The organism is Micromonospora sp. WMMD1128 (assembly GCF_027497235.1).
Taxonomy (GTDB): domain Bacteria; phylum Actinomycetota; class Actinomycetes; order Mycobacteriales; family Micromonosporaceae; genus Micromonospora.
Map to the genome: position 1 here is coordinate 3,656,310 of NZ_CP114902.1, position 12,036 is coordinate 3,668,345.

General features: G+C 73.5%; 7 protein-coding genes. 2 read left to right on the top strand and 5 right to left on the bottom strand.

The annotated features are described in order from the left end of the window. Window positions 1-56 precede the first annotated feature (56 nt). Together O7602_RS16355 and O7602_RS16360 are read left to right on the top strand one after the other, a co-directional pair. Complete coding sequence (locus tag O7602_RS16355) at window positions 57-848, top strand: hypothetical protein (protein ID WP_281583508.1); 792 nt, start codon at window positions 57-59, stop codon at window positions 846-848. Between the two features lie 87 nt (window positions 849-935). After that, on the top strand, window positions 936-4,241 hold the full coding sequence (locus O7602_RS16360) for a BTAD domain-containing putative transcriptional regulator (RefSeq protein WP_281583509.1): 3,306 nt from the start codon (window positions 936-938) through the stop codon (window positions 4,239-4,241). 18 nt (window positions 4,242-4,259) lie between these two features. Here the strand turns inward: O7602_RS16360 and O7602_RS16365 are convergent, their stop codons facing one another. The 5 genes from O7602_RS16365 to O7602_RS16385 all read right to left on the bottom strand — a co-directional run bounded on the left by O7602_RS16365 (window position 4,260) and on the right by O7602_RS16385 (window position 12,026). Then, window positions 4,260-4,940 carry a hemerythrin domain-containing protein gene (locus O7602_RS16365; protein WP_281583510.1) on the bottom strand — a complete coding sequence of 227 codons (681 nt, stop codon included), beginning with the start codon at window positions 4,938-4,940 and terminating at the stop codon, window positions 4,260-4,262. 144 nt (window positions 4,941-5,084) lie between these two features. After that, window positions 5,085-7,265 carry a hypothetical protein gene (locus O7602_RS16370; protein WP_281583511.1) on the bottom strand — a complete coding sequence of 727 codons (2,181 nt, stop codon included), beginning with the start codon at window positions 7,263-7,265 and terminating at the stop codon, window positions 5,085-5,087. 145 nt (window positions 7,266-7,410) lie between these two features. After that, window positions 7,411-8,910 carry a phosphoesterase gene (locus tag O7602_RS16375; protein WP_281583512.1) on the bottom strand — a complete coding sequence of 500 codons (1,500 nt, stop codon included), beginning with the start codon at window positions 8,908-8,910 and terminating at the stop codon, window positions 7,411-7,413. A 127-nt stretch (window positions 8,911-9,037) separates the two neighbouring features. Continuing rightward, window positions 9,038-10,528 carry a family 43 glycosylhydrolase gene (locus O7602_RS16380; protein WP_281583513.1) on the bottom strand — a complete coding sequence of 497 codons (1,491 nt, stop codon included), beginning with the start codon at window positions 10,526-10,528 and terminating at the stop codon, window positions 9,038-9,040. A gap of 43 nt (window positions 10,529-10,571) precedes the next feature. Further along, window positions 10,572-12,026 (bottom strand): family 43 glycosylhydrolase, encoded by a 1,455-nt coding sequence (locus O7602_RS16385; RefSeq protein WP_281583514.1) that lies wholly within the window; start codon window positions 12,024-12,026, stop codon window positions 10,572-10,574. Between the last annotated feature and the right edge of the window lie 10 nt (window positions 12,027-12,036).

Below are 12,036 nucleotides of genomic sequence, written 5' to 3' on the forward strand. Positions count from 1 at the left end.
GCGCCCACCGGCCACCCACCAAGTCGGACCCAAGTGGCGGCTGCTGTGCTGCGCCCATGAAGAAACTTCTCGCCGCCGGCCTGGCGCTCACCGTCAGCGCCGGCCTGGTCGCGGTCACCGCCGGAACCGCGCTCGCCCGCCCCTACTGCGACGTCCCCAACCCGCCGCCGGCCTGCGACGACAGCCCGACGGAGCCACCGCCACCGCCGGTGGGCAGCGACAAGTACCCGATGGGCGCGCTGGAGTCGTGGGAGTACGTCGGCGGGGCGGTGCGGGTCAGCGGCTGGGCCAGCGACCCCAACGGCGGCCCGGTGCGGGTGACGGTGGGGACCGACGTGCCGCCCGCGGTGACCCGCCCGGCGGACCTGTGGCACGCCGGGCGGGGCGCCTACGTCGGCTTCTCCTTCACCGTGCCCAGTTCGGCGGTGGCCGGCACGCACCGGTTCTGCGTCACCGCGAACAACGTGCCCGACGGCAGCCAGCCGGTGCCCGAGGTCGCCCCGCTGTCCTGCCCGCAGTACACCGTCAAGCCGGTGCCGCCCGGTGACCTGACCCTGACCCCCGGCTACCACGCGGGCGAGCGCACCCTGGACGTCACCTTCACCGACAGCTCGGTCCGGGAGGACAACTACCGGATCGACCTGAGCTGGTTGCAGACCACACCGGGCGAGGACTATCCGACCACCGAGGTCGGCGCCACCTGGGCGATCGTCCCCGGCACATCGGACACCGGCCGGCGTACCTGGCACTTCACCGGCATGCCCCAGGCCTTCGTGCACGTGGTGGTGGTCGGGCACGAGGCCGGCCTGACGTCGGACGCGCTCACCGGGGGCGTCTCGACCCGCTGACCGGCGGCGGGCCGGAACCCGAGCGGACCGGCCGGGACCGTCGAACGTGGGATCTGCCGGGCCGGCCCGCCCGACTAGGGTCGCAGCGTGACGACGATCGGCGTGCTCGGTCCGGTGCGGGCCACCCGCGGCGGCGCCACGGTCAACCTCGGCGCGCCCCGGCAGCGGGCGGTGCTGGCCCGGCTCGTCGCCGGCGGCGGCCACGCGGTGTCGGTGGACCGGCTCGTCGAGGATCTCTGGTCGGGAGACCCACCGCCGCGCGCCCAGGCGGCCCTTCAGGTGTACGTGTCGAACCTGCGGCGGGCGCTGGAGCCGGACCGCCCGCGGCGCACCCCGGCCCGGGTCCTCGTCACCGCCGCCCCGGGCTACGCCCTGCGGCTGCCGACCTCGGCCGTGGACGCCTGGCGGTTCGAGGCGGCGCTGCGGGCGCTCACGCCGGACACCGAACGGCGACCGGCAGCCGCGATCGGTGCCCTGGACGCGGCGCTGGGCTGCTGGCAGGAGGGCACCCCGTACGCCGAGTTCGTCGGGGAGCCGTGGGCGGAGCGGGAGGGCGAGCGGCTGGCGCAGCTGTGGCTGAGCGCCGTGGAGCAGCGGGCGAAGGTCCTGCTCGACCTCGACCGGCCGGACGAGGTCGTGCGCGACCTCGACCCGCACGTCCGCGAGTACCCGCTGCGGGAACGTGGCGCCATGCTGCTCGCGGTCGCGCTCTACCGACTCGGGCGGCAGGCCGACGCGCTCGACGTGCTGCGCGCCGTCCGCGCCACGTTGGCCGAGCAACTGGGCATCGACCCCAGCCGCGAGCTGCGGACCCTGGAGACGGATCTGCTGCGCCAGAGCCCGCGTCTGGAGGCCACCGCCCCCGCGCCGGCGGCCACGTCGCGACCCCTCGCCACCGCCACGACCCACCCGACGCACCCGTTGGGTCGCGAGTCGGAACTGGCCCGGCTCCGGGCCGCGGCCACCCGCGCCGCCGGATCCGGTCTCGGCATCTGCTGGATCGGCGCCGAGGCGGGCGCGGGGAAGTCGACGCTCGCACAGCAGCTCGCCGGCTCCCTCGCCGCCGACGGCTGGCAGCCGGTCGTCGGGAACTGCCCGCAGGTGGAAGGCGCACCGCCGGCCTGGGCCTGGCGCGAGGTGGTCACCGCCGCCCGCCGGTTCCTTCCCCCGGACGACGCGGAGGCGCACGGCCTGCGGCTGCTGCTGGACACCGACCCGCCCGGCGCCCCCGGCGGGTACGACGAGTTCCACCTCCGCCTGGCGCTGGCCGCCTACCTGGCCCGGCTGGCCACCCGGGCGCCCCTGCTGCTGGTGATCGAGGACGTCCACCGCGCCGACGGGGAGACCCTGCGGATCCTCCGGCACCTCGCCGCCGCCCTCGCCGAGGCGCCCACCCTGATCGTGGCGACGTACCGGCCGGACGAGGTCACCGACGACCTGGTGGGCGCGCGGGCGGCGCTGGCGGGGGTGCCCGCGGTCGACCTCGAACTCGGCGGCCTGGGCCGGGACGCCGTCGCCGAGCTGCTGCGCCGCCAAGGCGTGGACAGCGCCGATCCGGAACTGCCGCACACGGTGTGGACACGCTCGGCCGGTAATCCCCTGCTCACCATCGAGCTGGCCAAACTGGTCGCGGCCGAGGGGCCGGCGGCGGCGCTCGACGGCGTTCCCGCCGGCCTCGGCCACGTGCTGGCCCGCCGGTTGGCGCGACTGCCGGCCGGCGCCCGTACCGTGCTGCGGCACGCGGCGGTCTGCGGCACGGAGGCCGACGTCGACATCCTGCTCGCCATCGAGGGTGGCCCGGAGGAGCCGATCCTCGACGGGCTGGAAGCCGGCGTGACCGCGGGTCTGCTCGTCGAACCCGCACCGGGGCGGGTGCGGTTCGCCCACGCGCTGATGCGCGACGCGCTCTACCACAGCGTTCCCCTGCTGCGCCGCACCCGGATCCACAGCCGCGTCCTCGCCGTGCTGCGCGAGCAGCGCGCCGACGACGTGGCGGCGCTGGGGCGGCACGCGCTCGCGGCCCTCACCCGGTCCACCGCCGCGGAGGCGGTCGTCCACCTCACCGCGGCGGCCCGCCGCGCCGGTGACCTCGGCGCGCCACGGGAGGCCGCCGCGCTCTGGGCCGGCGCGCTGCGCGCCGTCGACCTGGCGCCGGCCACCGCCGTCCGGACCCGGCTGGACCTGCACCGGGACCTGGCCGCCGCCAGCGCGCTCGCCGGGGACGTGCTGACCGCCCGCGCCGCCCGGGCGCAGGCGCTGCGGCTGGCCGCCGACCTCGGCGACCCGGCGGCCGTGCACGCCGCGCTGACCTGCATCGACGCCCCGGTCACCTGGACCATCCGGCCCGACCGGGTGGTCGACGAGCCGCTGGTGCGGTTGCTGGAGCGGGAGCTGGCCCGGGTCGGCCCGGACCGTCCGACGCTGCGCTCGCAACTGCTGAGCACGCTCGCGTTCGAGATCGAGGGCGCCGACCTGGGGCGCGCCGACGAGGTCACCCGGGAGGCGCTCACGCTGGCCCGCCGCCAGGACGACGCGGGCGTGCTGTGCCGCGCGCTCAACGCCCGCTACTTCGTCACCGTCGCGCCGGCGCACCGCGCCGAACTGCCCGCGGTGGGCCGGGAGCTGCTCGCGACGGCCGACGCGGCGGGGCTGACCGCGTACCGCTGCCAGGCCCACCACATCCTCTACCAGGCGGCGCTCGCCGACGTCGACTTCGACCGGGCCGGCCACCACGTCGACCGCGCCGTGGCGGAGGCGACCACCGGGCAGCTCGGCCTGATCCTCGCCGTCATGGGCTGGTTCACCGGCCTGCGCGCCCTGTTCCGGGGCGACCTGGACGAGGCGTCCCGGCGCTACGCGGAGGTGAGCGACCGGATGAGCCGCGTCGGCGGCCCGAACGCGGCGGCGATGGGGCTGATGGGTCGCTTCACCGTGCTGAGCGTGGCCGGACGCGGACACGAGGTGGTCGACGAGCTCCGGCAGGTGCACGCGCGGGTGCCGGACGACGCCCACGACGTGCTGGCCCACGCGCTGCTCTCCGCCGGTGACCACGACGCGGCCCGGGCGGTGTGGCGGCCGGACGCGCCGGTGCGCCCGGACTACCTGTGGCTCTACTGGATGACCCTGCGCGGTCAGGTCGCGGCCCGGCTCGGCGACCGCCCGGCCGCCCGGCGCTGCTACCGGGAGCTGACGCCGTGGGCCGGGCGCTTCGCCGGGCTGGAGTGCGGGTCGATCTCGCTCGGCCCGGTGGACCAGACCCTCGCCGAACTCGCCGCCGCGCTCGGCGAGCCGGCGACCGCCGCCGCGCACCGGGACGCCGGGCTGCGGCTGGCCCGCGCCGTCGACGCGGTGCCGTGGCGCGACGACTCGGCCTACGTGGCGGTGCCGGCCTGAGCCGGTCCACCGGCCCGCTCACCCGCCGAAGACCCGCGCCTCCCGGCGACGGAAGCCCGGTCGCAACGCCGCGAGCGTCAGCCGCAGCACCGGTCCCGCCGTCCGCTTCAGCTCGGCCAACTCGTCCGGCTGCGCGTACCGCTCGATCCGGGGCAGTTCGAAACGCAGCGCGCCGCCCTTGCGGACCGCCCGCTCCACCGAGTCCCAGTCGGCCACGCTGACGTACCGCCGGATCACCGGGAAGACCAGTCGCTCCTCCTCCTCGATGTGCTCGTCCAGAAGGTCACGCAGGTGGGCCAGGACCGTGGCGAGGCGACCCGCGGCGACCCGCACCCGCGCACTCCCCGCGTCGCCGGAGGCGAACACGGCGGCCAGGTCGTCCACGGCCGCGCGCGCCTCGTCGAGCACCGGATCCAGTGACGCGTGGTCGTCGCTGAGCTCCCGCAGGTCGATCTCGTCCGCGGCGGAGCGCTCCAACACCGGCCAGAGGACCTCGTCCTCCATCCGGTGGTGATGGTGGATGCCGTCACAGAGCAGCCGGACGTACGTCCGCAGGGCCCCGGCCCGGCGGCGGTCGTACCTGATCTGGCCGGTGGCCACGCGGTCCGCCAGCTCGGCCAGCCGTCGGGTGTCGGCCCGCATGGTGCGGTGGTTGATCCGGAAGCCGACGAGGTTCGGCCCGGTCTCGGATCCGGTCATGCTCATGTTCTCCTCCGGCCGCCTCGGTGGGCGGCCCACTCGGTGCGATGTCGTGCCCCGAGTCTGCGGCCCCACACATGGCGCCCACTTGGCGTCGACTTGGTCGCGCCCCCGCCACCGTTCTCACGGCCGTCACGCCCGATCTCACCCACGGTTCATCCGGTCCAGGAGGAACCGGACAGCGTCCTGGTATTCGGGTTGGGTGTGGTAGGGCCAGTGGCGTTCGACCGGGGGTGGGACGGTGTCCGCGGGCGCCACGGTGACGCTTGGCGGATCGCGCAGGCGCACGTCGACCGTGGCGGCCACCGGCGGCACGTCGGGCGCGACGTCGGGATGGTCGAAGATCGACGCGCCGATCGGGTCGGTGTCGCGCCAGAGATTGCGCCACCGCCAGTCGATCCGCTCACCGAGATCGCACAGCACCCGTTCACCGAGGAAGGCGGGGTACAGGCGGGCGTACACGCGATACAGGGGGCTGCCGTGCGTCAGCAGCGCGACCCGGGGCAGAGCCTCGGGCGGCAGTTGCAGGACGGTGGCGGCGGCCAGCACGGAGCCGTGGCTGTGCCCCGAGATCACCACGGGCCCCCGGGCGGCGAGCGCGCACACCCGTCGGGTCAACTCGGGCACGGCGCGGGCGGCATAGCAGGGCGGCGCGAACGGGTGCACCGTGCGCGGCCAGAACGTGCCCAGGTCCCACAGCACACCGACGAGCCGGCGGGTCTCCGGCGACCGGTACGCCCGGTAGCCCAGGACCAGCAGTCCGACGACGAGGAGGCTGATGATCCAGATACCGATGTCGGTGACGTACGCGGTGAGCACGGCGAGGGCGTCGTGCCGCCGGTTGAGGCGTGCGGCGAGCTGGGTGGGTCCGATCCCGACGAGGTCGAGCGCGACCGTGGCGAGGCCGAGCGAGGACACCACGAAGAACGCGACGAGCGTCGGCCCGAGTTCCTCGGTGACGAAGGAGCTGGCGATCGTCTCGCGGACCGCGTGCAGCCGAGGGGCCGCCGAGGCGGGCACGTCCGGATAGTCCCGCTCGACCACGCGCCGCGCGTACGCCCGTCGTCGGCGTCGGGCGGCAGGCAGGGTGACGGCGACCGCGGCGGTGACGACAAGCAACGCGGCGAGCCCGGCGAGCGCGGCCCACCAGTACGCCACCGGCGGCTCCAGCGGGCCCAGCGCAGGCGGGCTGGGCCGGATCGGATCAGGAATGCGGCCCCGGTCGAGTTGGTCCGCGGTCCGGAACACCAGCGTGGTGGTGTACGCGGACGCGACGGTCACCGACATCGCCGCCACCAGCGGTGTGCCGAGTCCGCGGAGCAGGGCGTGCGCGCCGGCCGGCCGGGTGCGCTGCCGGACGATGGTCACGGCGGCGATCAGGACCAGCAGCAGCCCCTGCGCCGCGAACAGGCCGGCGACGGCCCCCTCGTACCCGGGCATCTGCCCGACCCCCACGGCAACCTCCCGCAGGGAGGCGGCATATCCCAGGCTGGACACGGTGGCCACCGCGACGAGGATCCACAGCAGGCGTCGCAACGGTCCGGCCCACCCCGTGGGGACCGTCGCCAGCAGCAGCGCGGCGCAGAACGCCACGAGTCCGGCGGCGAGGCCGAGAAGTCCGACGGCGACGCCGTTCCACCGGCCGTGCGACACCGCGACGACCAGGGCCACGTCGACCGTGCCGGCGCCCAGGCCGACGTGGATCTGCCGCAGCCATGACGTCATCCGCTCGTCGTGCCAGATGCCGGGCGCGGCGAGGCTCGCGGTCGACTCCAGGAACCGCTCGCGCGCCGGCTCCGTACCGAAGCCCTCGAAGGCGCGGGCCGATCGCGACCCGACAGCCCAGAACACACGCAACGCCAGCAGCGGCACCAACGCGAGCACCGCCAGGCGCGGCCCCATCGGCAACGCGACGAGCCACGACAGGTACGGCCGCCCGTCCCGACACTCCAGGTGGGGAACGCACTGCCAGCCGGGCAGATTCATCGTGACCCCGACCAACGCCAGCGTGATCGCCACGGTCAGCGAGCCGGCGAGCAGGCGGCACAGCCCGCCGAGCAGACCGAACCGGTCCGCCAGCGTGGGACGGAGCCAGACCGCGAGGTTGCCCAGCATGAACGGCAACAACAGCAGCATCGACGCCGTCCGCACCGCCACCCCGGCGGTCAGGGCCCCCCACCGGTACGCCTCCACCACGACCCCGGCGGTGGCGCCGCCCGCCGAGCCGAGCCCTTCCCGGACCCGGTAGAAGCCGGCGTGCCGGTCCCCCGCCACCCGCACCACGATCGGATGGTCGACGATCGCCTCCGCCGAGGCGCCTGACACTCCGTGAACACGCAGCTCAACCGCCTTGTCACCGCGCGCCACCACCACGATGACAGCCTCACAAAGACCTCCGCTGTCCCGCTGGCAAAATGCCGGAAACAGCGTCACGCCGTGGCCAGGCCACGCACGGAGTCGCCCGGCGCGGTCAGCGGACGTGGACGAAGACCGGGTTCGAGTAGAACCACAGGTCCTCCCACGGGCTCTCCAGCCCGTCGGCGAGCGGCTCGGCCTCGTCGGTGCTGGTGCCGCGTACCCGGGCGTAGAGGTCGCCGTCCACGTCGCGCAGGGTGTGGCGGATGACGTGGTCGGCGCCCTGCCGGCGCCAGTCCCGCGGGCCGAAGCGGGCGACGACCCTGGTGCTGGGGTTGGTGTCGGCGTCCGGGTCGGGGTTCGGGCCGGTGATCCGGCCGACGATCAGGTCGACGCGGCGGACCTCCGGGCGGTCGCCGTTGGCGTTGCGGCCGTGCAGCGGCCGGAACCGGATCTCGATCTCGACGTCGCGACGCTGGCGGCGACTCACCGTGATGGTCTGTCCGGTCTCGGCCGTGCGGCCCTGGGACCTGGCGGTGAGGTCGAGACTGGTGATCAGGTCACCGGTGGTGACCCAGATCCGCCCGTTGCGCAGGCCGTCCATGATGTCGCCGTAGTCCTGCCGGGCCAGCACGTAGGTCTTGCTGTACTCGCCGGGCCAGAAGTCCGAGCCGCCGCGGGTCCAGTGCACGTGCGAGTCGGAGGTCGCGGTGATCCACCAGCGGCGTCCCTCGCCGAGCAGGGAGTCCCACAGCCCACCGACGCGGGCGGTCATCTGGTCGAAGCCGCCGTAGGTCGGATGGTTGCCGTAGCCGCCACGGCTGCCGCCGTTGAGCGGGCTGGCCTGGTGCCCGGGGGCGCCCTCGAAACCGACGTACACCTCCGGGGCGACGTTGTGGCCGTTGCGGAACTCCCGCGGCGTGTCCTGGCCGTAGACGCCGAGCCCGGTGGCCGACCGGGAGGCGTGGTGGGCGATCACCAGCGGCTTGAGCGGCATGCCGCGGGCCACCTTGAGGAACTCGATCATTTTGGCCTCGGTGTCGCTGCCCGGGTCGGCCGGGAACGGGTCCCGTTTGGCGAAGCGGCTCTCCAGCTCGAAGAGCATCTTCGCCTCGTCGTCGTGGCGCGGGATCATCAGCGTGTGGTGGTCCAGCGCCGGCGCGTCGAACTCCATGCCCCAGAACTGCAACACCTCCGGCACCAGCCGGCGGGAGCGCAGCAGATCGGGGTACGCCTGCTCGAGGTTGACCTTCGAGTGGGTGGGACCGCCGTGGTCGGTGCACATCGCCCAGGTCAGGCCGAAGTTCTTCGCCATGATCGCGTTGGTGACGATCGGGTACACCGCGTCGGCGCCCTTGTGGAACGTCGGCGGGTTCGTCGAGGTGTCGAACTCGCCGCTGTACTCGGAGTGGACGTGGTGGTCACCGGCCCGCCACGCCCGCTTCTGGTGCCCACCCCGCGCAGCCTCTCCGCTCCTGTTCTCCCGGGCCGCCGCCGGCTCGCCGCCGACGAGTGGGCCGGCGGCGGCGAGCGTCGCGCCGACACCGGCGTACTTGACCAACTGCCGGCGGGACACCTGCGGTCGGTCGGCGTTGTCCATGTCTCTGTCCGTCACGAGCACTCCTCGGTTCCGCGCGTCTCACGTCCTGCGCTGAGCCTTGAGGAGCCGTCTGAACTGCGGTTGCATGATCGGCAGGCGGCAGATGAACAGCGGACCGAGAAGCGCGGATCCGGCGCGGTCACTACTCGAGGTGGAACGTGGCCGAGGCGCGGTCGGCGGTCGAGGTGACCGTCTCCACGTAGAGCAGGCCGTCGCGGTGGCGGACGTACCGTCCGGGGTAGTTCTGCGACTCCAGGGAGATTCCGGTGCTGTCGGCCAGGCCGCCCCGCCGGTGGAAACTCGCGTCGCCGTCGAACAGGGTCGACCCGTCGTCGCGTTCGACGTAGAGGGCGAAGCCGCGGTGGCGCAGGAAGTAGCCGGGGAAGTTGGTCGACTCCCACGACACCGTCCCTCCGCCGGCGAGACCGGGGACGATGCGGAACTGCGAGTCGGCCAGGTTCGTCACGTTCGGCTCGATCCGGGCGCGATAGTCGTAGTGACGGACGTAGCTGTCGGTCAGGTCGTGTGCCCGCAGCCGGACCGGCGTGGCCCCGTCGGCCACCGGGATGCCGAAGTTCGGGGTGCCGTCGGCGTTCCAGTAGAGCTTCTGGATCCGGGTCCGGCGGTTCGGGTCGTTGAGCGGGTCGCCGGTGATGTCCCGGTAGTTGCGGTCGTGGTAGACCAGGATGTCGCTCTGCCCGTCCTCGGACACGGTGAAGGAGTTGTGTCCGGGGCCGTACTGCCCGGTGGCCGCGTTGCTGGCGAACACCGGGGTCGGGCTCTTGCGCCAGGCGGCGGCGTCGAGCAGGTTCGCGCCGGCGGACGCGCTCAGCAGGCCGAGGCAGTAGTTGGCGTCGGTGGCGCTGGCCGAGTAGGTGAGGAACACCCGGCCGTCGCGCTGGATCACCGTCGGGCCCTCGGCCACCCGGTAACCGCGGGTCTCCCAGTCGTACGTCGGCACCACCAGCCGGGTGACCGGGCCGGTGATCTGCCACGGGTTGGCGCCCATCCGGGCGAGGTAGACGTTGGAGTTGGTGGAGATGCCGGGCTCCTGCTGGGCCCAGGTCAGGTAGCGCACCCCGCCGACCACGAACGTGGAGGCGTCCAGGCTGAACGTGTCCCACGGCGTGGTGATCCGGCCGCGTTCGGTCCACCCGCCGGACATCGGGTTCGCGCTTCCGTTCTCCAGCACATACATCCGGATCCGCCACACGTCGTCGGTCCGCCCGGCGGCGAAGTAGACGTACCACCTGTTGTTGATGAAGTGGATCTCCGGGGCCCAGATGTGGGCGCCCATCTCCCCGCTGGTGTGGCGTTGCCAGATCGTCGTCTCCGCGGCGGTGGCCAGCCCTTGCAGGGTGGTGGCCCGCCGGAGCACGATCCGGTCGTACTGCGGCACTGTCGCGGTCATGTAGTAGTAGCCGTCGGTGTGCCGGACGATGTGTGGATCGGCCCGCTGGTTGACGAGCGGGTTGGTGTAGTTCACCGCGGGCGCGGCCTGCGCCGGCCCGCCCACCGGCAGACCGGCGGACGCGGCGAGCACCGCGAGCACCGCCGCCAGGATCGCCCGCGGGCGCCGGCGGGCCGGGGCGTCGGCGACCGCCGCCGTTCGGAGAAGGTGTCGGAGCCGCATGGGCCCTCCAAGGGGGACGGAAACGTGAGGCGGGCCAGCCGGATCAGGAGACGTAGGGCCAGGCGTCGGCGTCGTAGCGGAGGCGGTTGACGCCGAGCAGCGACGTGCCGTTGTCGGCGTAGTAGTGGTAGAAGAGGAGGTCGCCGTCGGTGTCGGCGAGGACCGCCTGGTGGCCGGGTCCGTGCACGCTGCCGTGCGAGGCCAGGATCTGGGTGCCTCCGCCGGAGAGCATGTCCCGGCCGGTGCGGTCGACGAACGGCCCGGTCGGGCTCGCCGAGCGACCGACCATGACCCGGTAGGTGCTGGCGGCGCCCTGGCAGCACCTGTCGAACGAGACGTACAGGTAGTACCACGAGCCGCGCTTGACCAGGACTGGCGCCTCGATGCCGGGGCCGTAGGCGGCGAGGCTGCGCATGGCGCTGCCGAGCCGGCGTCCGGTCGACGGATCGATCTCAATCATCTTGATGCCGGACCAGAACGAGCCGAAGGTGAGCCACAGGCGGCCCTGGTCGTCCACGAACAGATTCGGGTCGATGGCGTTGAAGGTGTCCGAGGTCCGCGACTCGATGACCAGTCCCTCGTTGGTCCAGCTCCCGGAGGCGCCGGTGGGGCTGGTGGCCAGGAAGATCGCCGAACGGTTGGAGCCGAAGGTCGACGCCGAGTAGTACAGGAAGTAGCGCCCGTTGCGGTAGGACAGGTCCGGCGCCCACAGGTTGCGCGCGCCGCCGGTGTAGGTGGTGGTCCACGGCGCGCCGCCGGGGAAGACGGTGCCCGCGTTGCGGTAGGTGACCCGGTCGGTGGAGGTCTTCAGGGCGATGTTGTCACCGGTGTGCGCGACGAGGTAGGTGCCGTCGGGTCGTTTCACCACGGTCGGGTCGTGGACGCCGACGTCCCCGGAGACCGTCATCGGCTGCGGGTAGGCCGGCGCCGGGGTGCTCGGCGTCCCGCCGCCGAGACGGATCAGCTGCCACTGCTGGTTGGCGCCGTCGAGATCGGAGTAGCCGGCCAACCGGCCGCCGTCGGCCGTCGACCACTCCCACACGTCGATGACCTTGTTCCACTGCCGGTTCACGAACCGTACGAACCCACCGGCGGAGTCCTGCAACCGGAACTGCTGGGTCGCCGACGACCTGTCGGTGGACTGCACCAGTTGGGTGCCGTCGTTGCCGTTCGGCAGCTCCAGCACCTTCCCGCTGTGCCGCGACCGCACCTTGTAGAACCCGCCACCGGCGTCGACGAACTGCCACTGCTGCACCGCGAGGTCGTTACGTGTCCACTGGTTGACCGGCGCGTTCTCCGCCGTGGACCAGTCGTAGAGATCCATCGCCTTGCCGCTGTGCCGGTTCACGAACACGTACGACGCCGACGTGTCCACGGTCGCCGCCGAGGCGGACGGCACCGCGTACGCCACCCCCGCGCCCAGCAGCAGGCCCACCGCACCCAGCACCGCCACGACCCGCCGGCCCCGCGACCGCGACGCCCGATCCGCTCCTGCCATGGAAACCTCC

Coding starts and splice junctions, on each gene's coding strand:
- O7602_RS16365 (WP_281583510.1), bottom strand. CDS start 4,940: ATGACCGGATCCGAGACCGGGCCGAACCTCGTCGGCTTCCGGATCAAC.
- O7602_RS16385 (WP_281583514.1), bottom strand. CDS start 12,026: ATGGCAGGAGCGGATCGGGCGTCGCGGTCGCGGGGCCGGCGGGTCGTG.
- O7602_RS16380 (WP_281583513.1), bottom strand. CDS start 10,528: ATGCGGCTCCGACACCTTCTCCGAACGGCGGCGGTCGCCGACGCCCCG.
- O7602_RS16355 (WP_281583508.1), top strand. CDS start 57: ATGAAGAAACTTCTCGCCGCCGGCCTGGCGCTCACCGTCAGCGCCGGC.